The organism is Bradyrhizobium sp. LM2.9 (assembly GCF_054056555.1).
In genome coordinates this window covers 893,019-917,931 of record NZ_JBSRYJ010000002.1, presented here as the reverse complement: position 1 = coordinate 917,931, position 24,913 = coordinate 893,019, and the positions used below count along the sequence as shown (strand labels likewise).

The 24,913-nt window shown below is 63.3% G+C and carries 22 protein-coding genes and 5 pseudogenes; 14 read left to right on the top strand and 13 right to left on the bottom strand.

All coding sequences use genetic code 11. The features are described 5' to 3' along the window. Nucleotides 1-5: 5 nt before the first annotated feature. Nucleotides 6-521 carry a YcgN family cysteine cluster protein gene (locus ACVWW3_RS05795; RefSeq protein ID WP_354047161.1) on the bottom strand — a complete coding sequence of 172 codons (516 nt, stop codon included), beginning with the start codon at nt 519-521 and terminating at the stop codon, nt 6-8. Between the two features lie 294 nt (nt 522-815). Here ACVWW3_RS05795 and ACVWW3_RS05790 point away from each other — a divergent pair, with 294 nt between their 5' ends. The 6 genes and pseudogenes from ACVWW3_RS05790 to ACVWW3_RS05765 all read left to right on the top strand — a co-directional run. Beyond that, entirely contained in the window at nt 816-3,104 is a 2,289-nt protein-coding gene (locus tag ACVWW3_RS05790) for a transglycosylase domain-containing protein (protein ID WP_247447743.1), read from the top strand. Nucleotides 3,105-3,113: 9 nt separating this feature from the next. Further along, on the top strand, nt 3,114-3,692 hold the full coding sequence (locus ACVWW3_RS05785; protein ID WP_247447744.1) for a DUF1214 domain-containing protein: 579 nt from the start codon (nt 3,114-3,116) through the stop codon (nt 3,690-3,692). Beyond that, entirely contained in the window at nt 3,689-4,273 is a 585-nt protein-coding gene (locus ACVWW3_RS05780) for a DUF1254 domain-containing protein (RefSeq protein WP_247349934.1), read from the top strand. Before ACVWW3_RS05785 ends, ACVWW3_RS05780 begins: the two co-directional genes overlap by 4 nt. 939 nt (nt 4,274-5,212) lie before the next feature. Beyond that, a complete protein-coding gene (locus ACVWW3_RS05775; RefSeq protein ID WP_456650645.1) occupies nt 5,213-6,394 on the top strand; it encodes an HlyD family secretion protein in 1,182 nt (393 codons plus the stop codon). Nucleotides 6,395-6,455: 61 nt separating this feature from the next. Next, nucleotides 6,456-8,105: an efflux transporter outer membrane subunit gene (locus tag ACVWW3_RS05770; protein WP_456650646.1), complete on the top strand. Its 1,650-nt coding sequence runs from the start codon at nt 6,456-6,458 to the stop codon at nt 8,103-8,105. A gap of 631 nt (nt 8,106-8,736) precedes the next feature. After that, nucleotides 8,737-8,985, top strand: a pseudogene (locus ACVWW3_RS05765) (caspase family protein); the annotation flags it as partial. A gap of 157 nt (nt 8,986-9,142) precedes the next feature. Here the strand turns inward: ACVWW3_RS05765 and ACVWW3_RS05760 are convergent. The 3 genes from ACVWW3_RS05760 to ACVWW3_RS05750 are packed head-to-tail and all read right to left on the bottom strand — an operon-like array spanning nt 9,143 to nt 10,953. After that, complete coding sequence (locus ACVWW3_RS05760) at nt 9,143-9,736, bottom strand: hypothetical protein (protein ID WP_456650647.1); 594 nt, start codon at nt 9,734-9,736, stop codon at nt 9,143-9,145. Between the two features lie 57 nt (nt 9,737-9,793). Then, a complete protein-coding gene (locus ACVWW3_RS05755; protein WP_456650648.1) occupies nt 9,794-10,702 on the bottom strand; it encodes a DUF1259 domain-containing protein in 909 nt (302 codons plus the stop codon). A gap of 17 nt (nt 10,703-10,719) precedes the next feature. Further along, nucleotides 10,720-10,953: a hypothetical protein gene (locus tag ACVWW3_RS05750; RefSeq protein ID WP_247349925.1), complete on the bottom strand. Its 234-nt coding sequence runs from the start codon at nt 10,951-10,953 to the stop codon at nt 10,720-10,722. Between the two features lie 459 nt (nt 10,954-11,412). Between ACVWW3_RS05750 and ACVWW3_RS05745 the strand changes: the two genes are divergently transcribed. After that, entirely contained in the window at nt 11,413-12,492 is a 1,080-nt protein-coding gene (locus ACVWW3_RS05745) for a Cj0069 family protein (RefSeq protein WP_456650649.1), read from the top strand. A gap of 20 nt (nt 12,493-12,512) precedes the next feature. On the opposite strand, the gene ACVWW3_RS05740 is transcribed toward ACVWW3_RS05745, so the two are convergent. From ACVWW3_RS05740 to ACVWW3_RS05730, 3 genes are all read right to left on the bottom strand, one after another. Beyond that, nucleotides 12,513-13,694 carry an MFS transporter gene (locus ACVWW3_RS05740; RefSeq protein WP_456672400.1) on the bottom strand — a complete coding sequence of 394 codons (1,182 nt, stop codon included), beginning with the start codon at nt 13,692-13,694 and terminating at the stop codon, nt 12,513-12,515. Nucleotides 13,695-13,809: 115 nt separating this feature from the next. Next, nucleotides 13,810-15,174: an NAD(P)-binding domain-containing protein gene (locus ACVWW3_RS05735; protein ID WP_456650650.1), complete on the bottom strand. Its 1,365-nt coding sequence runs from the start codon at nt 15,172-15,174 to the stop codon at nt 13,810-13,812. Nucleotides 15,175-15,223: 49 nt separating this feature from the next. Further along, the gene (locus ACVWW3_RS05730; RefSeq protein ID WP_247350255.1) at nt 15,224-15,541 is read right to left on the bottom strand and encodes an ArsR/SmtB family transcription factor; all 318 of its coding nucleotides are present in this window, start codon (nt 15,539-15,541) and stop codon (nt 15,224-15,226) included. A gap of 139 nt (nt 15,542-15,680) precedes the next feature. Here ACVWW3_RS05730 and ACVWW3_RS05725 point away from each other — a divergent pair, with 139 nt between their 5' ends. The 4 genes and pseudogenes from ACVWW3_RS05725 (at nt 15,681) to arsC (ending at nt 17,729) form a co-directional block, all read left to right on the top strand. Then, on the top strand, nt 15,681-16,043 hold the full coding sequence (locus ACVWW3_RS05725) for an ArsR/SmtB family transcription factor (RefSeq protein ID WP_456650651.1): 363 nt from the start codon (nt 15,681-15,683) through the stop codon (nt 16,041-16,043). Beyond that, nucleotides 16,036-16,194, top strand: a pseudogene (locus tag ACVWW3_RS05720) (arsenate reductase/protein-tyrosine-phosphatase family protein); the annotation flags it as partial. The gene ACVWW3_RS05725 and the pseudogene ACVWW3_RS05720, both read left to right, overlap by 8 nt. Before the next feature lie 15 nt (nt 16,195-16,209). Then, nucleotides 16,210-17,266: pseudogene (arsB, locus tag ACVWW3_RS05715) on the top strand (ACR3 family arsenite efflux transporter). 61 nt (nt 17,267-17,327) lie between these two features. Next, entirely contained in the window at nt 17,328-17,729 is a 402-nt protein-coding gene (gene arsC / locus ACVWW3_RS05710) for an arsenate reductase (glutaredoxin) (protein WP_456650653.1), read from the top strand. Nucleotides 17,730-17,743: 14 nt separating this feature from the next. Here the strand turns inward: arsC and ACVWW3_RS05705 are convergent, their stop codons facing one another. Together ACVWW3_RS05705 and ACVWW3_RS05700 are read right to left on the bottom strand one after the other, a co-directional pair. Beyond that, nucleotides 17,744-18,508, bottom strand: a complete 765-nt coding sequence (locus ACVWW3_RS05705; RefSeq protein WP_456650654.1) for a hypothetical protein — start codon at nt 18,506-18,508, stop codon at nt 17,744-17,746. A 16-nt stretch (nt 18,509-18,524) separates the two neighbouring features. Continuing rightward, nucleotides 18,525-18,713, bottom strand: a complete 189-nt coding sequence (locus ACVWW3_RS05700) for a hypothetical protein (RefSeq protein ID WP_354107178.1) — start codon at nt 18,711-18,713, stop codon at nt 18,525-18,527. Between the two features lie 254 nt (nt 18,714-18,967). Between ACVWW3_RS05700 and ACVWW3_RS05695 the strand changes: the two genes are divergently transcribed. Beyond that, a complete protein-coding gene (locus ACVWW3_RS05695) occupies nt 18,968-19,942 on the top strand; it encodes a DUF2336 domain-containing protein (protein ID WP_456650655.1) in 975 nt (324 codons plus the stop codon). 3 nt (nt 19,943-19,945) lie between these two features. On the opposite strand, the pseudogene ACVWW3_RS05690 reads toward ACVWW3_RS05695, so the two are convergent. The 3 genes and pseudogenes from ACVWW3_RS05690 to ACVWW3_RS05680 all read right to left on the bottom strand — a co-directional run. Continuing rightward, nucleotides 19,946-20,284 (bottom strand): annotated as a pseudogene (locus ACVWW3_RS05690) (DUF1491 family protein); the annotation flags it as partial. Between the two features lie 69 nt (nt 20,285-20,353). Further along, a pseudogene (locus ACVWW3_RS05685) lies at nt 20,354-21,056 on the bottom strand (peptidoglycan-binding domain-containing protein). Next, nucleotides 21,049-22,929 (bottom strand): PAS domain-containing sensor histidine kinase, encoded by a 1,881-nt coding sequence (locus ACVWW3_RS05680; protein ID WP_456650658.1) that lies wholly within the window; start codon nt 22,927-22,929, stop codon nt 21,049-21,051. Before ACVWW3_RS05680 ends, ACVWW3_RS05685 begins: the two are co-directional and overlap by 8 nt. A 407-nt stretch (nt 22,930-23,336) precedes the next feature. Here ACVWW3_RS05680 and ACVWW3_RS05675 point away from each other — a divergent pair, with 407 nt between their 5' ends. Continuing rightward, nucleotides 23,337-23,762 (top strand): DUF5330 domain-containing protein, encoded by a 426-nt coding sequence (locus tag ACVWW3_RS05675; protein ID WP_456650659.1) that lies wholly within the window; start codon nt 23,337-23,339, stop codon nt 23,760-23,762. 67 nt (nt 23,763-23,829) lie between these two features. Then, nucleotides 23,830-24,261, top strand: a complete 432-nt coding sequence (locus ACVWW3_RS05670) for a SufE family protein (protein ID WP_247349912.1) — start codon at nt 23,830-23,832, stop codon at nt 24,259-24,261. 135 nt (nt 24,262-24,396) lie between these two features. On the opposite strand, the gene ACVWW3_RS05665 is transcribed toward ACVWW3_RS05670, so the two are convergent. Then, a complete protein-coding gene (locus ACVWW3_RS05665; RefSeq protein ID WP_036005917.1) occupies nt 24,397-24,813 on the bottom strand; it encodes a MucR family transcriptional regulator in 417 nt (138 codons plus the stop codon). Between the last annotated feature and the right edge of the window lie 100 nt (nt 24,814-24,913).

The following is a 24,913-nucleotide window of genomic DNA, read 5'->3' as shown; positions in this document are numbered from 1 at the left end:
CCGGATCAGTCCTTCGGACGTCGCTTCAGGCGCGCCCGCTTCGGCAGTTGCGCCGGCCATTGCACGATGTGGTTCTCGAGCTCGTCGTCCGGGATCTGCTCCTCGCTGCCCTCGACCCGTCCGCGTACGGAGACGCCGGCCTCGTGCACGGTGTTCGGATCACCTGACACGAGCGGATGCCACCAATAGAGGTCGCGGCCCTCGGCGACGAGCTTGTAGCCGCAGCTCGGCGGCAGCCAGTTCAGGGTGCGGACATTGGCGGGGGTCAGGCGAACACAGTCAGGAACCTTGTCGGAACGATTCGGGTAGTCCTTGCAGCCGCAGGTCGCCCCATCGAGCAGCTTGCAGCCGACATGGGTGAAATAGATGTCGCCGGTACCCTCTTCCTCGAGCTTGTTCAGGCAGCAGCGGCCGCAGCCGTCGCACAGGCTTTCCCATTCGGGCCCCGACATCTCTTCCAACGTCTTGGTTTTCCAGAAGAATCCTTCCTGGCCTGAAGGTCGTTTGGGAGCTGCGGTCATGGGCCTCAACAAAAGTTCGAAAGAGCTACGGTTCATGTCATCTAGGGCGTGCGGCCGTGGGGCTGCAAGCAGCGCCCGCGTGAGGCCCGTAATGAACCGGGGTCAATTAGGCCTGTTATTCAAAATCGCGAGCGTGACCATTGGTTTATAGGCCCTGCTCGGCTAGAAGGAACAGCAAGTCCCCCGAGGCGCTAGCCGGGCGCCTTGGGTTTGCCGCAACACTCCCGCAAGACGTCTCGATGCCGCCCCGGCCGGGTGCTTGAACGCTTTCGAACCAAGCCTCAAGGGTTCTAGGTGCGCCAGATCATACCATCGCATTGGAAGCAGAAAGTCCGGAATTTCTTCCTGGACCTCGATGCGCGCATCGACTCCTCGCTGTTCTCCTCGGCCAAGGGCATCCGCGAGCTCTACGAGCGCTACTCGACCTTCATGGACCGCTTCTATGTGGGGCGATGGAAGCGCTGGGTGTTCATCGAGCCGCTGTCAGAGGCTGCGACCATCGGACTCGGCGGTCTGGTCGTGATGCTCACGCTCGCCATTCCCGCCTTCCGCGAGACTGCGGACGAGGACTGGCTGAAGAAGTCCGACCTCGCGGTGTCCTTCCTCGACCGCTACGGCAATCCGATCGGCAGCCGCGGCATCAAGCATAACGACTCGATCCCGCTGGAAGATTTTCCGGACGTGCTGATCAAGGCGACGCTCGCGACCGAAGACCGCCGCTTCTACGAGCATTTCGGCATCGACATCGCCGGCACCGGGCGCGCGCTCGTCACCAACGCCCAGGCCGGCGGCGTCCGCCAGGGCGGCTCCTCGATCACGCAGCAGCTCGCCAAGAATTTGTTCCTGAGCAACGAGCGCACCATCGAGCGCAAGGTCAACGAAGCCTTTCTCGCGGTCTGGCTGGAATGGCGCCTGACCAAGAACGAGATTTTGAAACTGTATCTCGATCGCGCCTATATGGGCGGCGGTACCTTCGGCGTCGACGGCGCCGCGCATTTCTACTTCAACAAGTCGGCGCGTGACGTGACGCTTGCCGAAGCCGCGATGCTCGCCGGCCTGTTCAAGGCACCGACCAAATACGCGCCCCACATCAACCTGCCCGCGGCGCGCGCCCGCGCCAACGTCGTGCTCGACAACCTCGTCGACGCCGGCTTCATGACCGAGGGCCAGGTGTTCGGCGCCCGCCGCAACCCCGCCTTCGCGGTCGACCGCCGCGACGAGGCGTCGCCGAACTATTATCTCGACTACGCCTTCGACGAGATGCGCAAGCTGGTCGACACCTTCCCGAAATCCTACACCGAGCGCGTCTTCGTGGTGCGGCTTGCGATCGACGCCAATGTGCAGAAGGCGGCTGAAGACGCGGTCGAGAACCAGCTGCGCCAGTTCGGCCGCGATTATCACGCGACCCAGGCCGCGACCGTCGTCTCCGATCTCGACGGTGGCATCCGCGCCATGGTCGGCGGCCGCGACTACGGCGCCAGCCAGTTCAACCGCGCCGCCGACGCCTATCGCCAGCCGGGCTCGTCGTTCAAGCCCTATGTCTACACCACCGCGCTCCTCAACGGCTTCACGCCGAATTCGATCGTGGTCGACGGCCCGGTCTGCATCGGCAATTGGTGCCCGCAGAATTATGGCCATTCTTATTCCGGCGCGGTGACGCTGACGCAGGCGATCACGCGCTCGATCAACGTGGTTCCCGTCAAACTGTCGATCGCGATCGGCCAGAAGGAGCAGCCGAAGGCGCCGAACCCGGCCAAGATCGGCCGCGCCAAGATCGTCGAGGTCGCCCGTCGCTTCGGCCTCAAGGCGCCGCTGCCCGACACGCCGTCGCTGCCGATCGGCTCGGACGAAGTCACCGTGCTCGAGCATGCCGTCGCCTATGCGACGTTCCCGAACCGCGGCAAGGCCGTGACGCCGCATTCCGTGCTGGAAGTGCGCACCGGCGCCGGCGATCCGGTCTGGCGCTGGGACCGCGACGGTCCGAAGCCGCGGCAGGCGATCCCCGCCTCCGTCGCCGCCGACATGGCCGGCATGATGAGCCACGTGGTCAGCGAAGGCACCGCGCGCCGTGCAGCCCTCGACGGCATTCCGACCGCGGGCAAGACCGGCACCACGAATGCTTATCGCGACGCCTGGTTCGTCGGCTACACCGGCAACTTCACCTGCGCGGTCTGGTACGGCAATGACGACTATTCGCCGACCAACCGCATGACCGGCGGCTCGCTGCCGGCGCAGACCTGGCACGACATCATGCTCGCGGCGCATCAGGGCGTCGAGGTCCGGGAAATCCCCGGCGTCGGCATGGGCCAGAAACTGCCGCGGGAGCCAATCGCCAACGCGCAAGCCAACGCGTCACCGAAGGTGCTGGAGACCAAGCCCGGTCCGCCGCCGGTGCTGACCAAGCGCGGCGCCGACGTCCTTGTTCGTGTCGAGAAGCTTTTGGATGACGCCGCCAAGACCGCGACCAAATCAACCAGCAACGACCCCAAGGCGGCCAACCCCGCCTCGGCGACAAGCGCGCTCGCCTTCCCGCAGAACTATGCGGAAGAGAATGCGAACGCATCCGTCCCGCGCAAGAACTGATCGAACCAAGTGCGGCTGATCCTGATCACATTGACGGCCCTTCTGCTCGCAACCGTCGTGGGCGTCGGCGCGACCTGGATGACGACGACACGCGGCACCGAGATCGGCGCGCTGACCATCGGCCCCTGGACCGCGCGCCCGCGCACCGGCACTGCCGACGTCGATCCCTATTCGCGCGCCACCATCGTGCGCAACGGCGAGCTGCCGATCGGTACCGGCGACGGCGTCGCCTTCACCGCAACCGCCGACGACAAGAAGAAGGTGCTCGACGGCCGCTGCGATGTCGTGGTCTCCGGGGTGACGCCGCCGGCGCGGTTCTGGACGCTGACGCTGTACGACCGCAAGGGTCATCTGGTCGCCAATTCGCTGCAGCGCTACGGCTTCACCAGCCAAGAGATCGTGCGCCAGTCCGACGGCTCGTTCGAGATCCGCATCGCCTCGCGCTCGCGCGCCGGCAACTGGCTGCCGACCGGCGGCATCGAGCGCTATGCGCTGATGCTGCGGCTCTACGACACCCCGGTCGGCGTTGCCACGCGCACCCAGCGCGATGCGCCGATGCCCACGATCACGACGGTGGGCTGCTCATGATCCGGCTGCTGTTCACCATCGTTACCGGCGTGGTGCTGGGCCTCGTGGTCCATCTGGTCAGCGTGCTGGCGCTGCCGCGGATCGCGACCCAGGACGCCTATTCGCGGCTGACGCCGATGACAAAGCTCAACGCCGTCACGCAGCTTCCCCTCGCCGATCCCAACACCTCGCCGATGCCGTTCATGGACCCAGCCTTTGCGCTCGCGATCTGCCGCTACGACCTGTCGAACGGACCGATCAAGCTGACCGTGCCCGTCAGCCAGGCCTACACGTCGGTGTCGTTCTACACCCGCAACGAAATCGCCTACTACGCCATCAACGATCGCTCGGCCGGCAAGAAGGTGATCGAGCTCGACCTGATGACCGAGCCGCAGCACAACGAGCTGCCCGAGGACGAAGAGATCACCGCCGCCGACCGCCTGATCATCGATTCCCCTGCTACCACCGGCCTGATCGTGATGAAGGCTTTGGCGCCCGAGCCGGGTCTGATGCAGCAGGCGCAGGCAACCCTCGCTGCCGCAAGCTGCGGACCGCAGACCGAGCAGCCGGCCAAGGCCGAAGCGCCGCGCGGACGGCGCTGACGCGCACCGCTTCGGCACCGCAAAAATAAAAACTGAAAAACAACCCCATGCACAGTAGCGCGGGCACTGAAATCATTTGCAATTCTGAGCTCGTGCCGAGCACCCGGTCTCGGACTAAGCCGGCCGTGCAGAGCGCCGCGCCGTTCAGCTTTGACACGTCGGGCAAAACACTGGCAGAATGCCACTATCGAGAATTCGTAGAACCCGCGCGGAGAAATCCGCCGCGGGTTTTTTCATGCCGGAGCAGCTCCAAGCTGATGTCAGCCTTTGACCCCGAACCGGACAATTGAAGCGTTCCCTCATGGCCCTCGAACGATAATTATGTCGTCGGCCGAAAATGCATAGCCCCGGAAGGCGGTTGTCCTCCATCATTGCTGTGGCCCGCGGGCATGGCCGCAGCGCGGCCTCTTCAACGTTGCGGTTTTTTTCCGAAGCGCAGGAGTTCGGTATGACCATTCCTCGACGAGGCTCAAAGATGGTTCTGGTCGGGTATGTCCTTCGTCAAACCAAAGCGCACCCGTATTAAGCCAATCCTCGGCTGGCTCGGTCGACGGGATTGAACTGCGAGTAATTGCGCCGAATCCGATGGCTTAGTCCTACTTGGAGTGCTGGCAGTGGATTCTTCGTTCGGTGCATTGGACGCATTCGCGTTTGTCGTATTCGCTGTTCTGATCTTTGTTGGCGTCCTAATCGTCGTCAATCTAGGCAAACTTCCAGGCCAGCTCGCTCGCAAATGGAATCACCCCAAGCCAGCGCGATCAATGCCATGAGCTGGGTCGGGATCGCGACTGGTGGGTTGCTGTGGCCGGTAGCTTTCGTATGGGCGTTCACGAAGCCGTTCGGACTGAAGTCTGGAAAGAACGCCCCTGAGCCGGGTAACGTCGAAAGAGACGCCGTGGCAGCCTCACGGCAGCACTCGGTGGAGAGGGAGACACGACCGTGATCGCAATCCTGATCATCGTCTACGTTGCACTCGTTCTCGTACTGTTCAAGGTCCTGCGCCTCAAGCCCACGGCCTATCTGATTGCAGGCTTGATCGTCGCAGGTGTGTTCATGATCGGCGGCGTCGTGGTGGTCTGGACGCAGTCGGCGCCGATTACGGACAAGATGGTGACCAGCCAGTACGTGGTGCAGCTCGTCCCTTACGTCAAAGGGCAAGTCAAGGTGATCCACGCCGAGGCAAATCAACGAGTGAAGAAAGGTGACTTGCTGCTGGAAATCGATCCGGCGCCGTACAAGTACACGGTGAACCAGGTCGAGGCGCAGTTGGCTGCATCGAAGGCCAACGTAAGGCAAGCCGAAGCTGCGCTCGCGACCGCAAAGACGGCCATACCGAATGCGCAGGCCAGTCTCGTAAAAGCGAAGGCTGCTGACGAACTTGCAAAAACCCAGGAGCAAATCGCCCTCAACATTCAGCGCGCGGACAAAGCGGCCATTAGTCAGCTTCACGTAGCCAAGGCAACGCAGGAACGTCAGGAGGCGGAAGCCGCCGTTCAACAGGCCGAAGCGGCCCTTGCGCAAGCGGAGGCTTCTGCGCAACAGGCCGAAGCCGTTGTGCAAACGGCTCAAAGCAACGTTCCGGCCGTTGAAGCGCAACTCGATGACGCGCGGTTCAACTTGGCCCAGTGCAAGATGACGGCGCCAGGCGATGGATATGTTACCAATTGGCAGGTGCAGATCGGAACCATGCTTGTGCCGATGCCGCTTGCTGCAGCCGGAACATTCGTCAACGTGTCCGATACGGCCGTAGCCGCCGTGTTTCCGCAGAATTGGCTCTCGAATGTCGAGCCCGGCGATGACGTGGAAATGGTGCTCAACCCGTATCCGGGCCGCCTCTTCCTTGGAAAAGTAGACTACGTGATTCCGGCAACTGGGGGAGGTCAATTCACAACCAGCGGCACAATACCGAACGCAGCGCGGATCGGATCCGACGGGCTTTATGCAGTGCGGATCAATTTCAGCGACGATGCCATAGCCCGCAAGCTGTCACTTGGGTCAGGCGGATCAGCGGCGATCTATACGCAGAAGGGCAAGGCCACGCACGTCATTTCGAAGGTCACGATCCGGATGAAGAAGTGGCTGCTGTACGTCATGCCCTCAGTGGAAAAGCCGCCGTCCTGACGTGCAATACAACAACAAAGAGATACACACGAGTCTGGCCGACGCGTAGGGAGAGAAAATCTTGGAGCCTCAGTATCAGGCAACGTTTGGGCGGCCGCACGATGCCGGCGCTATTGCTGGCTGGTCAATTCATGGGTTGCTTGTGGCTGCGCTTCTCCTGCCAACCGTAGCATGTACGATTGGGCCGGATTTTACAGCGCCTGTCGCTCCGCTTGCCGAAAAATTTCGTGGCGCAGGCAATCGCGCGGTTAAATCCGGCCCGCTCGAGTATGAATCCTGGTGGGAAGGCTTTCGCGATCCGACGCTCAATCAGCTAATAAAAATTGCGTATAACCAAAATCTGACGCTGGAGAGCGCGGGGACCAAGGTGCTGCAAGCACGTGCCGTGCTGGGAATAGCCATCGGCATAACCTATCCGCAGGTCCAACAGGGAGTGGGATCGGTCATTTACAATCGGACCAGTGCCGCGACGCCGCTGGCCGGTCCAAATGCGACGCCACAGTACTTCTGGACCGATGGCCTGGCCGCACAGGCGGCCTGGGAGTTGGACTTCTGGGGCAAGTTTCGCCGTGGAGTCGAATCCGCCGATGCCGTGTACCTGGCGTCGATTGCGACTTATGACGGCGTTCTGGTGTCGCTTCTAGCCGATGTTACCGCAACTTATATCGGTATACGCACAATAGAGCAGTTGATCGGGATTGCACGGGCCAATGTCCGCAGGCAGGAACAGGCGCTTAGTATCGCAAAGGCGAAGTTCTCGGGCGGCGGAACTTCGGAGCTTGATGTTTTCCAGGCGACAAATGTCCTCGAGCAGACCCGTGCGGCAATACCCCAATTGACGATACAATTGCAGCAGGGACAAAACGCGCTTTGCGTCCTGCTCGGCGTTCCGCCGCAGTCGCTCGGCATGATGCTTTCACGCTCGATCGGCCGGATACCGTTGCCGCCCGCCTCCGTCGTTGTCGGTATACCCGCGGATCTGTTGCGCCGGAGACCGGACGTCCGAGCAGCAGAGCTTGCCGCCTTGGCACAGAGCGCGCAGATTGGAATCGCCACGACGCAACTCTATCCGGCAATCAGTATTACGGGCACGTTCGGCGGCTCGGCGAGCACCGCCAATGGCCATAATCTAGGCCAGGTCGTCAGTTGGAAGGGCGTGGCGTATGCTGCGGGCCCATCGTTTCAATGGAATCTTCTGAACTACGGGCAAATCACCAACAACATCCGTTTGCAGGATGCCAAGCTGCAGCAATTGCTGATCGACTATCAGAACACCGCGTTGAGCGCCCAGCAGGAGGTGGACAACGGTCTTGCGACATATCTACAATCGCGAAACCAGGCCGCGTATCTGCGTCGCAGCGTTGAAGCGGCAAAGGGAGCCCTCAAAATCGCACTTGAGCAATACGAGCAGGGCGGGACATCATTTACCACCGTACTGACGGCGGAACAGAATCTCTTTCAGGCACAGAACAGCCTGGCCGGCGCTTCGGCCAACGTTCCGCTTGGCCTGACTGCGGTGTTTCGGGCGCTCGGTGGCGGATGGCAGATACGGGAAGGTGGCAACTTCGTCACCGCCGCAACCCTTGAACGGATGCGTGCACGGACGGACTGGGGAAATTTGCTCCCGCCGGCAAACGAGCAACAACCGCTGGCGCCAGGTCTGCCTGGTCCTCAAGATATCGGGCCGACGATCCGGCCTCCCGAATGGTGATGGGCCTGTGAACCGCGCGCCGGCCGTGTCGTGGGGATTGCGTCAGCAGCCAGGGACGATGCGAAAACGAACCTGTCCCGCTCCCGCTGGCCTGCCATTTCTGTCCGATGCGCGACACTCCAACCTTGGCCGTGTTTTTCAACCCAGAAAGGACCCAGAGCCATGACCTCTAGCAATCGACCGTTTGCCGTCGCCTTCGTACTGCTTGCATTGCTTCTCTCATTAGGTTCGGGAACGCTCTACGCGCGCGACGCCGATCTCGCCTCTTTCACCTTCGCGGCGGCACACACCGCTAAACAGCAATGTCTAAACATCTGTCGTGCGCGATATCGCGACTGCCTGTCCTTGAAGCAAATACCATCCTTCGAGTGTCGCGGCATATACCAGGATTGCAACCGGTTCACTTGTTATGCTGTGCGGGGATGACCGACGTGCTTGTGACTCAGCGAGCCAGCGGCGGGCACCAGCGCTCAGCTCACGATTCCCCCGACCTTGCTCACCGACAATGATCGCGTGACTATGGAGGCGCCACTTCCGATCATGGCCCACTGAATGTGATCATTGTCACAATACCGAAGCTTGCCTTTTGGCAGGCTCCCCCTACGCTGCGGACATGCTATTCGCGGCTGCGATGGGCATCTTTCGGCTGTTTTCGTTGTTTGTTGTTATCTTGCTGGCTTGTGGTTCAGCGCATGCTGAGCGGCGCGTTGCACTGGTGATCGGCAACTCCGCCTACAAGAGCGTGCCTAGACTCGGCAACCCGGTGAACGACGCGACCCTGGTCGGTGGCATGTTCAAAAAGGCCGGTTTCGACTGGGTGGACATCAAGACCGATCTCAATATTGCCGAGATGCGCCAAGCCCTGCGCGAGTTTGGTGGACCGTGCGCAAGATCGAGCGCCAGTTCCGGATCGAGTGATTTGAACGCGACCAAACCTTCTTCCGCCCGTAGTGGGCAGATCGACGCAATCAGCAGGGCCGTCGCAACCGACAGGCATCGAACATTCTTGGCAATCTCCGGCGTAGGTGACCAAACGCCTATTTGATCTCACCATATGTCAGATCATCGAACAGGGTCACGCTATCCGCCTTGGTCCACAGGCCGATCATGCCCGCATGCGCAATCGTGGCGTCCTCTACCTCGAACAACGGCTGTCCGTCATAGGTCACCTTGAACCGACTTCCCGCGAAGTCGCAGCGCAGCACGTGCCATTGCCCGGACGACACCGGCGCGCTGACGCCATACCCGCCTCTGCGACCCACGATCTCAAGTGACCTTCGAACGCCATTGATCGTCTTGTACAGCACGACATTGTCCTCCAGCGCGTTGGCGCGGACCACATAATAATTATCGGCATCCTTCGCCCGCCAGATGACTCCGGCGGCGCGATCCTCGGACCCGGCGACGGCCTTGAATTTCACCTCAACGAAGCCGTCGCGGATGTTGGTATCGCGCTTGATGGCGAGGGGAAACGTCGCCCGTCCGGATTGCTTGAGAACGTTCGGCTTGCTTGGCGCCGTGGACTCGGCCTCGACGGTCCATTTCGGCTCTCCTTTGCCGGTCATCGTCAAGGTCCACCCGTCGGGCGAAGTTCCGGCAGCAGCATTGTCGAAATTCAGGGTCTCGGCCACCGCGTTCCCTCCCCCTAACAAAGCCAGCATAAATGCCAGTGCAAGCCTTCCCATGCCTCAGCTCTTCGTGCTCGCCGTCTTGTCGAGCGCCGCACGGAGACCTTCAGCAAGCTTGACGGCATCGTCGTTCGCCCAGAAATGCATGAAGAAGAGCCGCGGCTGCTCATCCAGCATGTGGCTGTGCAGTGCCGTCACCTCGATGCCGTGCGTCCGAAGCGCCAGGATGACCGGGTTTACCTCGTCGCTGGTCAGCACGAAGTCGCCGGTGATGGCCGCCTTGCCTTCGCCAGTCGGCTGGAAATTGATACCGATTGCGACGCCCATCGCGGCGACGGGGGTCAACAACATGCCGTCTTCCGTTATCGGGTCGCGCCGCTTCACGTTGAACTGGTAGACGCCGCCATTCGCTTTCCCGTTCACCCCGATGATCCGGTCGAGCTTCGCCGTGTCGAGGTCGACGGCGGGTGGCGGGTTCGCCGGCGCCGCGACCGTCAGCGGGGTCTTGCTTTCGGCGAGCGCATCGCGGATCGCGGAGGCCAGCTTGACGGGATCGCCATGGCCGGCGACGTGCATGTAGAACGTTGCCGGGCTCGCACGCAGCAGATGATTGTGCACGGCGGTGATTTCGAGGCCGCTCGCGATCATCTTCGCCATCACTGGATTGATCTCGGTCTCAAGCAGCACAAGGTCGCCCATGACCATTGCGCCGCCATGCGCAGGCTTGAATGCGACCCAGCCGCCCAGCGCCAACGCCGGCTTGATCGTGACGCCGTCCAACGTCACGGAAAGATCGCTGCGGGGAAAGCCGTAACGGCGGACGTCGTCCGAGACGGCAGGCTTGCGGCCCAGGGTCTCGTCCACCTTCTGCCATTCGGCATCTTGGGCGTATGCCCGGATGAAGGGGCCGAAACCAAATGCAAGAAGGCAGATGCCAATGCCGACCATGGCCCAGATGATTCTTTTCATCGTGCTACTCCTCGCCTTCAGTTTCGCTCTTTGATTTGGCCGCTGCTGTCGACGACGAGCGTCACAGCCTTACCGTTCCTCGCCGCCTTTGCGGTGATGCCTTCGGCCGTCGACTTGACGTCGCTCACCTGCGAGTAGCCTGCCGCCTGGATCTTGGCGATCAGCTCCTCCTGGGTCAGGGCGTGGACCGGCGACAGCCCGCCCGCGAGCGCCAACAGCAGGACCGTGTGAAAAATTGTGCACCTTCGCATGTTCATTCTCCTGGTTGTGTCCCTGCCCCAGGTGAAGTCCGTTCACGAGCTTGTCCCTATCTGGCGCCCAAGGGGCGCGGCAGGACGCCGGCATTGACGCGCATGTCGACGAGCGTCGGCGCGGCCAACGTACCGACAGGTCGAGACAATCTGTGGGATGAAATCCGGATGTATGATGACATGCTGCGCCCTTGCTGATCAGGACGCGATTCTTGGGCATGTCGCCTCGCGAGGAGATCGCACTTCCCCGTCCCGCAAATAGAAAGCCTCGAGCGCGAAGCTGTCAACCGTCATGTGTTCGGGCGTCACGAAGAGTTCACTGTCCGAGCGGAACCGCGCCGACCACCGTCTTGAAACTTGCGGATGGCCTTATTAATGTCGCTCACGAGGGGACGAAGCAGACTCCCCGTGAGGCCTCGGTCCAAGCTCTGCGCAGCACGCCATTCGTGGAGCTTGCGCATGGATACCGAACGACACCCTTCTCACCAACACACCGTCGCCATCCTCTCACGCGGAGACGCTGTCGCGCGGCGGGATGCGACGGCGCAAAACAGCCGTTTCGTCCGGGTCTTCGAAGCACTTGCCGCAGTCGGCATCGAAGCCCGGCCGGTGATCTACGACGAAAGCTTTGCCGGGGAGGTGCGCGATCAATTGCTCGCGACCAGCGGCGTTCTCGTCTGGGTCGATCCGATCCACCAGGGCAAGACGCGTGCTGAGCTTGATCCCCTGCTCCGTGATGTTGCGGCGCGGGGATCGTGGGTGAGCGCGCATCCGGACGTCATCCTGAAGATGGGCGTCAAGGACGTGCTCTTCCGCACGCGTCATCTCGGCTGGGGCGCCGACACGCATCGCTATGACACCGCGGCATCCTTCCGCGCCGAATTCCCGTCGCGCCTGCTTGCGCACGGCCCGCGCGTGCTGAAGCAAAATCGCGGCAACGGCGGCCAGGGCATCTGGAAGGTCGAGGCTCTCTCGAACGCGGACGCCATGGTTCGGGTGCTCCATGCGCAGCGCGGCAGCCAGCCCGAGGACGTGCCGCTCGACGCCTTCCTCGCCCGATGCGAGCCGTATTTCGGCTGGGGCGGCTGTATCATCGACCAGGCGTTTCAGCCTCGCCTGCCCGATGGAATGATCCGCTGCTACATGAGCGGGTCGAAGGTCGCAGGCTTCGGGCACCAACTGATCAAGGCCTTGATCGCGCCGCCGCCGGAAGGTGCGGACTCGCCCGAGGCCCAGCCGGGCCCGCGAATGATGCACGGCCCCGATGCGCCGCAATTCCAGGTGCTGCGAAGGATGATGGAGGAGGAGTGGACCCCGGGAATGATGAAGACGCTGGACATCGACGACGGCTCGCTCCCGGTCATCTGGGACGCGGACTTCCTGTACGGTACGAAAGATGCGGCCGGTGCCGACACCTACGTCCTGTGCGAGATCAACGCGAGCTCATGCTTTGCGATCCCCAAGGAGGCCCCGGCGGCGATCGCGCGGACGGCAAAACATCGGCTCTCGCGGACGCAAAGGGCTGGTTCGGCCAAATAAAAACGCCGGGGCGAGCAGCGTCATCTCGCGCTGCGGCTCGGGGACGGTCGCGCCCGCGCCCAGAGCAGCGCCAGTGGACCCACCGCGATCCCGGCCGAGAGGACAATGAACGCCAGCAGCCAGCCGTTGGCGCTCTGCGGGCCGCCGGCTGCGTCGAGCGCGGCGCCGGTACCCCAGGCGCCGACAGCTGACAGCCCAAAGCCAACGGTGGAGTGCAAGGCCAGGGTCGCGCCGCGATGATCGGACACTGCAGCGGCCGACATGCCGGCGGTCAACGCGCCGGAATCGGCCGGCACCGTCAGGCCATAGATCATCAGCAGCAGCGCGAGCAGCCATGCCGGGGCGGTCGCGTTCAGCCCGATGACCAGCCCAACACAAGCCGATGCAATCATCACAATCGTGATTGCCCGATGACGCCCGAACTTCAGCGCAGCCTCATTGCCGAGGATGCTGGCGGGCATCGAGATCACCGCGAAGCAGAAGCTCAGCACAACGGGGCTCAACCAGGAAGGCGCGCCTTGATGTGAGATGACGAAGGTCCAGAACCCGACCAGCCAGGTGCGAATGCCGTAGAGCTCGAAGCAATGGGCGCCGTAACCGAATATGTATCCGAGCGCCTCGCGATTGGCGAAGACGGGCGCGAAGTTCAAAAGACGTCCCGTCTTCGGCGCGGGGCGCTGCTCCTGCATCAGAAGGCACGCGACAACCATCGCAATGGGACCGAAGCCAGTCACGAGGAAGGCGGTCCGCCACCCCCATTCGTCAGCGATGATCTGCGCCACCAGGAACGAGAGGCCGACACCAACTGAAAAGCTCGACGTGTACAGAGTGACGGCCCGTGAAGTGTCGCCGGCGGGAAGCCGGTCCGTCAGCGCCTTCAGGCCCGGCATGTAGGCGCCCGCAAATCCAAGTCCAGCAAGGGACCAGATCGCAGTCGCGGACCAAAACCCTTGCGCGAAGATTCCGAACGCCAAGGTCGCCAGCCCGCTGAGGATCGAGCCGCAGAGCAGGACGAGTCGCGCATCGATCCGGTCGGTCAACGTCGTCAACACGGGCACCGCGAGCATGTAGCCGAACGCATAACCGCTTGCCATCAGCCCGCCTTCGGCGGCGGAAAGCCCCCAAGCCGGCATCAAATGCTGCGCAAGGTTCGCGGATAGCGTCACATGCGGCAGCAGATTGCCGACCTGGCCGATGCACATCACCGCGATCAGCGACCGACCGCTCAAGTTACGAATGCTGTCCTCCCGCCCCCAAGCCGAAACGGCGCACGAACCACGGTGGGAGAATCTCCCGCTTCACCTGCAAGAACCAAATTCATGAACAACCGCACCCCGAAGCGCCGGCCTTCTTCGCCGATTCATCGGCCGCGCAACAGGCCGTTGGTTCCTGCTTCGCCGGCCCACCGCAGCATCCTGATGCCGCTTCAGTGGACTCGACGCCGCCGCGCGTGCAGACGCCGGTCTCCGGCAGCACGAGCTCCACCCTTGCGGCGGCTTCCTTGTCGCCGGCGAGATCGGCCGCAATCGAGCGGACCTGCTCATACCCTGTCATCATGAGAAAGGTCGGCGCGCGGCCATACGACTTCATGCCCGCCATGTAGAAGCCCGGCTCATCGTGCGAGAGCTCGCGCGCGCCGTGCGGGCGCACCGTGCCGCAGCTGTGCTCGTTGGGATCGATAAGCGGCGCCAGGGCGACCGGCGCCTCGATGGCGGGATCGAGCCGCAGGCGCAATTCGGACAGGAACGAAAAATCGGGACGAAAGCCCGTCGAGACGATCAGCTCGTCCACGATCACACGTCGCGCGCCGGCGCCGGCCGCGATCTCGAGGCAACCTTCGGATTCCGAGAGATGCGTGACGCCGAATTCGGATTCGACCTTGATCTTCCCGGAGGCAACAAGCGCAGCGAAGGCGCTGCCGAGCTGTCCGCGTGCAGCAAGCTTGTCATTCCGGCCGCCGCCAAAAGCCTTGGCGGGATCGGCGCCGCGCAACAGCCAGATAGCTTGCGTCCCCGGCACCTCGTCGGCGAGTTGCGCGAGATCGATCAGCGTGCCTACCGCGGAATGGCCGGCGCCGAGCACGGCGACGGTCTTCCCGGCATATCTGGCGCGATCGGCTCCCCGCAGATCCGGCATGCCGTAGGCGATGTGGCTGGCGCATTCACGCTCGCCGATCGCCGGCAAGCCGTTGCGGCCCCCCGGATTGGGCGAGAACCATGTGCCTGATGTATCGATCACGGCATCCGCGCGCAGCACTTCCGGACCTCCGCCGTTCTGATAGCGGATTTCGAAGGGCGCCTGCTCTCTTCCCCTGGTCTTCGCCTTGTCGAAACCGACGCGGCTGATGGCCGAGACGCGACTGGATGTCCGGATCACCTCGCGCAGTGGCGTTCGCGTCGCAAGCGGCATCAAATATCGATCAAGCAGTTCGCCACCGGTCGGATAGGCGCTTGGGTCCGGCGAATTCCATCCTGTCGGTGCGAGCAGGCGCGCCGCGGCCTTGTCGATATTGTACTCCCACGGCGAGAAGAGCTGGACATGCTGCCATTGACGCACCGCGTGCGCGGCTTCGGGCCCGGCCTCCAATACGACGGGCGACATGCCGCGTTCGAGCACGTGCGCGGCCGCAGCCAGGCCGACGGGCCCTGCCCCGATGACAGCAACCGTTTTTCCACCGCTCATTTCACTTCTCCCATCATTCTAGAAGCATCGAATAACTGAGACCAAAAAATCACGCCGCCGTTTTGGCATTCTTGCATTCGGTTTCGTCGGCACAGCATTCGGACACCAGGAAGTCCACCAAGCCACGCATGCCGTCGTAGTTTGCATGACAGACCAGGGTCGTGGATTCCCGAACCTGACTGATGAGCCCGACTGCGACCAGAGACTTGATGTGATGGGACAGCGTCGATGCGGGGATCTTCAGCTTGTCCTGCAAGCGACCAACGGGCATGCCCGATCGTCCAGCCCGGACCAGGGCCCGGTAAATCTGAAGCCGTGTCCGGTTGCCCAAGGCTTCCAGGCGTGCTGCTGCGTCGTCAATCTTCATGGGCGCCATCATGCGCCGATCGCCAGTTGCTGTCAACGGTATTTCTAGAATGTTCGAAATACCACTTCGATCAATCTGTGTGGAGCGGCACGGATTTCCGGATTGACTTTCCCCCCAATATTTCCATAAATCTGGATATATGGAAGCAGAAGAAGCCGTTCTTGCGCTCGCAGCCCTCTCGCAGTCGACCCGTCTGGAGGCCTTCCGGACGCTCGTAAGGCACGAGCCCGACGGCCTTTCGGCCGGCGATCTCGCCCGCCTGCTGGACGTCCCGCCGAACACGCTGTCGGCCCATCTGTCGATCCTGACACGCGCGCGCCTTGTCACCTCCGAGCGACACAGCCGCTCGATCGTCTACCGCGCCAACCTCGCCGAATTCCGGGACGTTGCGGTCTTCCTGCTGCGGGATTGCTGCGGCGGGCGGCCGGAAGTTTGCGAGCCGGTCGTCGATAGCCTTCAGGCCTGCTGCTCGCCAAAACGAAAGGAGCGAAGCCGTGCCTGACCAGATGTTCAATGTGCTGTTCCTGTGCACCGGCAATTCGGCGCGCTCGAGCTTCGCCGAGTCGATCCTCCGCAAGGACGGTGCCGGCCGGTTTCGGGCGTTCTCCGCCGGCAGCAGGCCGAAAGCCGCGGTGCATCCGCTGGCGCTGCGCGATGTGGCGTAGCCCATGGGACTCTTCGAACGATACCTTACTCTCTGGGTTGCGCTTTGCATCGTGGCGGGCGTAGCGCTGGGACATGTCTTGCCAGGCTTCTTTGCTGCGGTCGCGACCGCTGAGGTTGCCAAGGTCAACCTGCCGGTTGCGGCGCTCATCTGGCTCATGATCGTGCCGATGTTGCTGAAGATTGATTTCGGCTCATTGGGCCAAGTCCGTGAGCATTGGCGCGGCGTGGGCGTTACCCCTTTTCATCAACTGGGCCGTAAAGCCATTCTCGATGGCACTGCTGGGCTCGTTGTTCATCGGCCATGTGTTCGCACCGATGCTGCCGGCGGGCCAGATCTCGTCCTACATCGCGGGCCTGATCCTGCTGGCCGCCGCGCCTTGCACCGCCATGGTGTTCGTATGGTCCAACCTGTGCGAAGGGGAGCCTCACTACACTTTGAGCCAAGTCGCGCTCAACGACGTGATCATGGTTTTCCTGTTCGCACCGCTCGTGGGACTGCTGCTCGGGGTGGCCTCCATCAGCGTCCCCTGGGGTACGTTGCTCCTGTCGGTCTTGCTATACATCGTGGTCGCCGTGATCGTCGCGCAAGTGTGGCGAAGGGTGTTGCTGCAAAAGGGGGGAGCTGCATTCGCCCGCAGCCTGCGGACGCTGCAACCTCTTTCGCTCGTTGCGCTTCTGGCGACGTTGGTTCTCCTATTCGGCTTTCAGGGAGAGCAGATCGTCAGGCAGCCGGGCGTGATCGCGATCCTCGCGGTGCCGATCCTCGTCCAGGTTTATTTCAATGCGGGCCTGGCGTATTGGCTCAGCCGGCGGTTTGGCGTGGCCTGGTGCGTCGCCGCTCCAGCAGCGCTGATCGGCGCGAGCAACTTCTTCGAGTTGGCAGTCGCTGCCGCGATCAGCTTGTTCGGTCTGGACTCCGGCGCAGCGCTTGCAACTGTGGTCGGCGTTCTTGTCGAAGTACCGGTGATGCTATCCGTCGTCCGCATCGTGAAGGCGACCAGAGGCTGGTACGAGGCAGGCGCTGGCAAGGCGGCCACTGCGGTTGAGGTTCGGCAATGACGACACTATCTATTCGCTGTGCCGACGTGCGCGAGCCCGCAACTGTCGTGGAGGCCCGATCATGAGCGTCACGATCTATCACAACCCCGCCTGCGGCACCTCGCGCAACACGCTGGTGATGATCCGGCAGAGCGGCGCCGAGCCCGTCGTCATCGAATATCTGAAGACGCCGCCATCCCGCGCAAAGCTGGTCGAGCTGGTCAAGGCCCTGAGCATCTCCGCTCGCGCGCTGCTGCGGGAGAAAGGCACGCCCTATCGCGATCTCGGCCTCGACGACCCGAAATGGACGGACGACGAGCTGATCGACCAGATGCTCGCGCACCCCATCCTGATCAACCGCCCGATCGTGGTGACGCCCAGGGGCACACGCTTGTGCCGGCCCTCGGAAGCCGTCATCGATCTCCTGGACAATCCCGTCGGCCGGTTCGTGAAAGAGGATGGCGAGGTGGTCGAGGCCAAGTAGGTTCGCGAGAAATTCTAGCCCTTCGAGACGACCGCGCGGCCGTACGGCGGCGGCTGGGCCGCGACCGGCGGGTTGGCGGTCTGGGCGGCGAGTTCGCCGATCAGCCGATCGGCATCGGCGGCCATGCCGTCGGGCGCCTGGATCACCAGCCGCTCCAGACTCCAGCGATACGACGAGACACGCTGCTCGAGGCATTGCTGCACCCACTGGATGATCAGCGAATTCTCCTGCATGCGCTCGACCGCGTCCTCCTTCTCCTTCGGCGAGAGGCTGGAGACGCGCGCCATGCTGGCGTTGCGCTTCTTGTCGAGGTCGATGACGCGGATCGCAGAGCCGAAGAACGGCTCGAAGCGAGTGATGTCATTGCGCACGTCCTCGATCAGCTGCGCATAGCGAGAGGAATGCGAACGGTGCGGCTCGTCGATCAGCGTGCGTCCATACATGGTGCGGTCGAACACGATCTTTTGCCGCCAGGGCGAGGGCAGCGCTTTGTAGTCGCCGAACACGCTCTTCCAGGCGGGCCGCGACAGTGGCGGCTCGATCAGGGGATAGGCGAGGTCGCGAAGCTGGCGCTCTTCGTCGGTGAGCTGGAATTGCGACGGCTTCAGGCCGATGCTGGAGGTGACTTCAGCGCCCAGCCAGCGATGCATGTCGTCGCTGCGCATGTCGGCGCGGGTCCGGCCGAAATCACCGCCACTACAGGCGGCGAGCGCAGCGCCCAGCGATACGAGCAGGATGGCCGTTACGACGGGCCGGATCTGGCGGAGGTTTTCCGGCATTGCAAAAGGCCGGATGTTAGCGGCGACGACGACGGCGCCCCGGCGCTGTGCCCTGCTCCGGCCCGTGATCGCCGCTGGGCTCGTCGCTCTCGCGCTCGATGCGGATCACGGGGAGAATCAAAATCGTTCCCATGTCCGCGCGCGGAACCACGTCACCCGACGCGCCCACCCGGCGACCGGCCGGAAATTCGATAATGGTCCCCATGATCAGCTCTCTATCAATTGCCGCGCGACCCGGCGCGCTCATGCAACATGCATTCATTAAGATCAGTTCATGGTTAACGGGGTGTAAACGTGCCGGCCGGACCGTAACCGCACGGGCCGGACCTACCGTCCCCTTGCGGCACGGAACGCTTCAAAACGCGCGTTGGGCTTCACGCCTCGTTTTCCTTAACGAGCCTTTAAAGGAGCCCGCGATAGGCTGGCTGCCAGTATCTTTTCCAGGTCGCGTATCTCTCCATGACCAAGTCGCTGTTTCCAGGATTCGACGGGCTGATGTCCCTCTCCCGTCGCGAAGGCGTCGATGTTCGTCCGACGCTGCTGCGCGTGCTGACCGACCTCTATGTTCAGTCGAGCACCCACAGCGACGACGAGCAGCGCCAGTTCGTCGAGCTTGCCATGCGGTTGATCGACCAGGTCGACGACGCGACGCGCGCGGCCGTCAAGGCGCGGCTTGCGATCTATCCCTCGACGCCCGCCCCGATCGTGCAGAAGCTCGGACTGTCGGCCGCGCAGGAGGGCCGCAGGGTTCCGCTTGCGCGCGAAATCCCGGTAGCTCCGCCTGCCCCCTCCCCGGTTCGCACGCCAACCGAGGCCGAGCAGCGCATGGCCTCGAACATGGCGATGCAGCCAAAGGACGCGGCCGAGATCCACGACATGTTCTTCCGCGCCGGCGCCTCCGAGCGCGCGCTGATCCTGCACAATCTGGCGCAGACCCCGCTGAAGGCCGCGCCGCGGATTCCGACCGTGCGTGCCAAGCGCGCCATCCAGATCCTGGAGATGGCGGCGATCGCGGGCGATGTCGAGAATTTCACCTTCGAGCTCGGCGACAGCCTGATCCTGCCCTCGCGCGTCGCCGCCCAGATCGTCGACGATGCAAGCGGCGAAGCGCTCGCTGTCGCGGCGCGCGCGCTCGACATGCCGAGTCCTGTGTTCCAGCGCATCTTGCTGTTCTTCAAGCCGGAGATCGGCAACTCCGTGACCGACGTGTACCGGCTGTCGCGGCTCTACGATCGCCTCAGCGATCGCTCGGCGCTGGTGTTGCTGGCCGCCTGGCGCGGCTCGACGCTCGCCGTCACCCGCGCGAAGTACCAGCCGTCGCTGCATGACAGCGATCGTCAGCGCGCGCGTGCGGGCGCAAGCCAGACGCGCCCGGGCGTGCAGCCCGGCTCCGCGCCTGCGGTGCGGACGGGCACCGACGGGTCGGATCGTTAGGCCCTTCGCCAGCTCGAGGAAATGCCGCCCGGCGCGGTCTTCGGTCTCGACGATCCAGACGTCCTGATCGAAGCGGATTTCCTTGGTCAGCCGTTCCTCGATGGTGTGCTCAGGCAAGGGCTGCGGCGCAACCGGCACGAAGAAGCGATCGACCGGCCGGCCGTCGTCATAAGAGGTCTGCGGCGCCGGCACGTAGAGCATCGCATTACCGTCGAGCAGCGAGACCTTCACGAACACCGCACCCGCCTCCTCCGCGCCGCGACGGCGCACCGCGCCGAACACGCCCTCGGTCTGGCACCGGCGCAGATAGGCTGAGACCCAGATGTTTGATTTTAATCGCATGGGCGCACGATAGGCCAGGGCTGCAATGAGCACCAGCCTTCGGGCTTCGGACCCTGCGAAGCCTGATGCTTATTCGACGGGGTGACCGATCGCGGCGCCGAGCTCGCGCAGCAGGCGGTCGGACACCTGACCGGTGACCTGCATCTTGTGCTCGCGCTCGAAATTTCTGGATCGCGGACTGGGTCTCGCCGCCCATCGCGCCCGTGACCTTCAAATTCCCGTAGCCGTATTCGGACAGCGCGCGCTGCACACCGGCGATACGCCGCCCAGCCGGGCTCTGCTGCACCGGAATCGGCGCCGGCGGACGCGCGATGGCGACGGACGGCGGCACCGACGCCGTTTGCTTGACCAGATTGGTCATGGGATCGCCCGAGCCCGGCGTCGATGAGGTCGCCTCAACCGGCTTCTCCGGCGCCTTCTCCGCAGGTCTGGGCTCGGCACGAAACTCCGTCGCTCTCGGCTCGAGCGGCGAGGTATCGGCGCCGACGGGACGCGGACGCGGCAAGGGGTTCGACAACGGCAGGGATGACGGCGCAGGAAGATTGATCACGGTGCCGAACATCGGCGCCGGATGCCGGCCGGTCTGGAGGAACAGCGCATTGGCAACGATCGCGCTGATGGCGGCAACGGCGACGAGACCGGCCAGCGTATCCTTCGGGCTGTGCAGCAGCACGCGCACCACGAGATTGCGCTCGGTTTCGACGTCGATCACCGCGGCCTTGGCGCCACGTCGGCGCGGAGCGGCTTCGTCCTTGGCAGACTTCTTAGGCACTTTTCTTCACCAGAGCGGGTTGGTCCTGAACTTGGTCGTGAGATTCCTGACGCGGCACCGGCGTCAGCGTCGCGATCTTGCTCTCGCTCGCCTCAGACGTCTTTTGATCAGAAGTCTTTCCATCGGAAATCTTGGTCTGTGGCGGCGTGTAGACGAGCGGCAGCTTGACGGTGACGGCGGTGCCCTCGCCAAGCCTGCTTTGTACCGTCAATTCGCCGAGATGCAACGCCACGAGGCTCTTCACGATCGAAAGTCCGAGGCCGGTTCCTTCGTGACGGCGCTGATAAGTCTTGCCGGCCTGGAAGAACGGCGCGCCGACGCGCTTGAGATCGTCAGGCGCGATGCCGATTCCGGTGTCGCTGATGCCTAGCGCAAGCTGCGAGCCCGACACCGCGGCTGTTACGGTGACCTGACCGCCGCGCTCGGTGAACTTGATGGCGTTGGCGACGAGGTTGAGCACGATCTGCTTGAAGGCGCGCGGATCGCCGGTCATGAAAGGCAGGTCCTGCGGCGCATCGGTGACAAGATCGACGCCGTTCTCCCGCGCCTTCAGCGCCAGCAGATTGCAGCAATGCATCAGCGATGCACGCGGCGCGAACGGCTCGGACGCAATCTCGAAATTGCCCGATTCCATCTTGGACATGTCCAGGATGCCGTTGACGACCGAGAGCAGATGCTGGCCGGAATCGTTGATGAGCTGGGCGTATTCCCTGCGCTGGGCCGCGCCCAGCATCAAGGTCTGCTCCTGCGCGATCATTTCGGAGAAGCCGATGATTGCGTTGAGCGGCGTGCGCAGTTCGTGGCTCATGGTGGCGAGGAAGCGCGTCTTGGCGGCGTCGGCATCCTCGGCGGCGCTGCGCGCCCGATCGAGTGCCTGCTCGGAAAGCTTGCGGTCGGTGACATCGCGCATCACGGCGACGACATCGGCCTCGCGCGTGGCATCACGGCCCGCATCCTGATCGAGCGGGCGACAGCGCAACTCGACCCAGATGAAATCAATTTGGCCACGCTCCGAGCCGACAGGCTCCCGGCGCAACCGGAACTCGACACTGCGTACGTCGCCGCGCGCGGCATCGGACAGCGCCGTCAGATACGCCGGACGATCGGCGACATGGACCCGGTCGAACAGGCCGTGGCCGAGCAGTTGAGCGACGGGCACACCGAGCATGGCTTCCACCGCCGGCGAGATGAACTGCACCGCGCCGTTGCGCCGATGCCGCGAGATGACGTCGCTCATGTTCCGCGCCAGCAGGCGGTAACGCTCTTCCTCACGCGACAGCAGCGCAAAGCTGGTGCGCGCGAGCGATTCCGCCCCGAAGGCGAGGCCTGCGGCATAGAGGGTCGCCGAGGCGACGCCGAACGCCATCAGCACGCCGCGCTCCGCGGCGCTGGTGTCGCCAATCGGCAGCCAGCCGAGCTGGCTGACAAGGATGAGGATGCCGGCGCAGGACAGCGCAAGCAGCGAGGCAAAGGCCGCGACACGGCGCGAGGCCGACAACGCAGCTTCGAGGGGAACCACGACCAGCCAGATCGCGGCGAATGATTCGATGCCGCCGGTCGTAACCGCAACCGCCATGATCAGGCCCGCGAGCGCCAGCGACGACAGCACATGCGCGCCTTCGTAGCGCCCGGTGCGCGACAGGAACCAGGACAACAGGATCGGCGCGATCAGCCAGGCGAAGGCGGCGACCTCGATCGCGCTCGGCGCGCCGCGCATGGCGAGATAGACCGGGAATGCGGCAAAGGCGGCCAGGCTGCCGAGCAGACGCGGCGCCATGAAGGCACGATGGCGTGCTCGCGTCAGCGCGTCGTAACGCGCGGAGGGATGCAGCAGCGCATCGAGACAATCGCGGATGATACTCAAAACTGTCACGGATCTCGCGCTTCGGCTTTACTCGTCGAGAAGACGTGCCGGAACGCCTCTCCTTATCGTGAGGTCACCGTGTCAGAGCGACCTTAAACGAACACTAAGGCGATGCGGCGTGCCGCCGGACACCGTGTCATCGCGGGGCTTTTTAGACGATTTGACGACGTCATCGGCAAGAATGGTGAACGCAGGGTTTCACCGTGATCCGCATGGTTTCGAAATGGTGGATGGGCGTGCCGGCAGAATCACGGGCGTAGGCGTCAATCGAAAATTTACGAGACCCTCGATTTCGAAGATTTTTGCGTAAATTTTCTGCGAATTAAGCGGAAGGCAATCACTTGCGATTTATCGAGAGTTGCTAGGTCCGACATCCGCGGAGATGCCGCGGCGGGATCTAACATACAGGTCGCAAGATGCGCTTTCTGCTTCGCATCACATTCTGGCTCGGGCTGGTGCTGGTGCTCCTGCCGCGGGACAAGACGCCCGAATCGGACAAGCTGCCGCAGATCGGCGCCGCCGACGCGGTGCAGGCTGCGACCGCGGCCGTCTCCGACATGACCCAGTTCTGCAAGCGCCAGCCCGCGGCCTGCGAGGTCGGCGGACAGGCCGCGACCATCATCGGCCAGCGCGCACAGGACGGCGCGCGCAAGATCTACCAGATCATCAACGACAAGAAAGAGCAGCTCGAGAAGCCCGACAAGAAGGCGCCCGACCGCACCGGCTCGATCGCGCTGGCCGGCGAAGGCGACACTGCTACGATCGAAGCGCCGCGCGACACCCTGTCCCAGGACGACCTTGCGCTGGAATGGCGCGGCCCGCCGCCTGCGCCAGCGAATTAGCCCCCAAACCCTATCGATTTCACGGCCTTGCGTCCCTATATTGGCCTGAACGGGAACACGGGCCAGCATGACGACGATCGACGAAATCAGGGACAATTTCGAGATTCTGGACGAGTGGGACGACCGCTACCGGTACGTCATCGAGCTCGGCCGCACCCTGGAACCGATGTCCGAGGCTGAGCATTCGGCCGAGAACAAGGTGAATGGCTGTGTCAGCCAGGTCTGGCTCCAGAAGCTGATCGATCATCGCCATGGCGGCGCGCCGATCCTGAAATATCGCGGCGACAGTGACGCCCACATCGTGCGCGGGCTGGTCGCGATCGTGCTGTCGCTTTACTCCGGCCGCACGCCTCAGGAGATTCTTGCGACTGACGCCATTGCCGTGTTCGACGAGTTCGGCTTTCGCGATCATCTGACGCCACAGCGTTCCAACGGCCTGCGCTCGATGGTCGAGCGTATCAAGACCGACGCGAAAGAAGCGCTCGCGGAAGCGTCATGAGGACCCTCATGGTGAGAGCGCGGAACGCGTGTCTCGAACCATGAAGGCCCCGCTCTCGCCCGCGGCCGTCCTTCGAGACGCCCGCTTTGCGGGCTCCTCAGGATGAGGGCCGAGTGAGCTGATGTAACAGCGGCTCTACTTCCGCTTCCGCTGCTGCTGCCCCAGTCCCATCTGCTTCGCAAGCTGCGAGCGGGCCACCGCATAGTTCGGCGCGACCATGGGATAGTCGGCAGGCAGGCCCCATTTCTCGCGGTATTGCTCCGGCGTCATGTTGTACTGGGTGCGCAGATGGCGCTTCAGCGACTTGAAGCGCTTGCCGTCTTCCAGACAGACCAGATAATCCGGCGCGATCGACTTCTTCAGCGAGACCGCCGGCTTCGCCGGCTCGAGCGGCGCTGTCTCGGTGCGGCCTGACGACACCCGCACCAGGGCGCCGTGCACCTGGCTGATCAGGTTCGGAATCTCAGCCGCAGGCGTCGGATTGTTGCTGAGATAGGCCGACACGATGCTCGCCGTCAGCTCAATGAAATTCTTAGCCCCGGCATCCGACATGGGCCCGACCTTTCTCGACCTTGCGTCTCACGGGATTGACGACGCGGAAGTATTCCGTGTCAACAATACGTTCGGCTGAAATGAGATGACTGACGAGGCT

Bases quoted from the DNA above. Each gene is read 5' to 3' on its own strand.
- ACVWW3_RS05725 (WP_456650651.1), top strand. From the start codon at position 15,681: ATGGAAGCAGAAGAAGCCGTTCTTGCGCTCGCAGCCCTCTCGCAGTCG.
- ACVWW3_RS05730 (WP_247350255.1), bottom strand. From the start codon at position 15,541: ATGAAGATTGACGACGCAGCAGCACGCCTGGAAGCCTTGGGCAACCGG.
- ACVWW3_RS05780 (WP_247349934.1), top strand. From the start codon at position 3,689: ATGATCCGGCTGCTGTTCACCATCGTTACCGGCGTGGTGCTGGGCCTC.
- ACVWW3_RS05675 (WP_456650659.1), top strand. From the start codon at position 23,337: ATGCGCTTTCTGCTTCGCATCACATTCTGGCTCGGGCTGGTGCTGGTG.
- ACVWW3_RS05665 (WP_036005917.1), bottom strand. From the start codon at position 24,813: ATGTCGGATGCCGGGGCTAAGAATTTCATTGAGCTGACGGCGAGCATC.
- ACVWW3_RS05745 (WP_456650649.1), top strand. From the start codon at position 11,413: ATGGATACCGAACGACACCCTTCTCACCAACACACCGTCGCCATCCTC.
- ACVWW3_RS05670 (WP_247349912.1), top strand. From the start codon at position 23,830: ATGACGACGATCGACGAAATCAGGGACAATTTCGAGATTCTGGACGAG.
- ACVWW3_RS05700 (WP_354107178.1), bottom strand. From the start codon at position 18,713: ATGGGGACCATTATCGAATTTCCGGCCGGTCGCCGGGTGGGCGCGTCG.
- ACVWW3_RS05795 (WP_354047161.1), bottom strand. From the start codon at position 521: ATGACCGCAGCTCCCAAACGACCTTCAGGCCAGGAAGGATTCTTCTGG.
- ACVWW3_RS05740 (WP_456672400.1), bottom strand. From the start codon at position 13,694: ATGTGCATCGGCCAGGTCGGCAATCTGCTGCCGCATGTGACGCTATCC.
- arsC (WP_456650653.1), top strand. From the start codon at position 17,328: ATGAGCGTCACGATCTATCACAACCCCGCCTGCGGCACCTCGCGCAAC.
- ACVWW3_RS05755 (WP_456650648.1), bottom strand. From the start codon at position 10,702: ATGAAAAGAATCATCTGGGCCATGGTCGGCATTGGCATCTGCCTTCTT.
- ACVWW3_RS05735 (WP_456650650.1), bottom strand. From the start codon at position 15,174: ATGAGCGGTGGAAAAACGGTTGCTGTCATCGGGGCAGGGCCCGTCGGC.
- ACVWW3_RS05695 (WP_456650655.1), top strand. From the start codon at position 18,968: ATGACCAAGTCGCTGTTTCCAGGATTCGACGGGCTGATGTCCCTCTCC.
- ACVWW3_RS05705 (WP_456650654.1), bottom strand. From the start codon at position 18,508: ATGCCGGAAAACCTCCGCCAGATCCGGCCCGTCGTAACGGCCATCCTG.
- ACVWW3_RS05750 (WP_247349925.1), bottom strand. From the start codon at position 10,953: ATGCGAAGGTGCACAATTTTTCACACGGTCCTGCTGTTGGCGCTCGCG.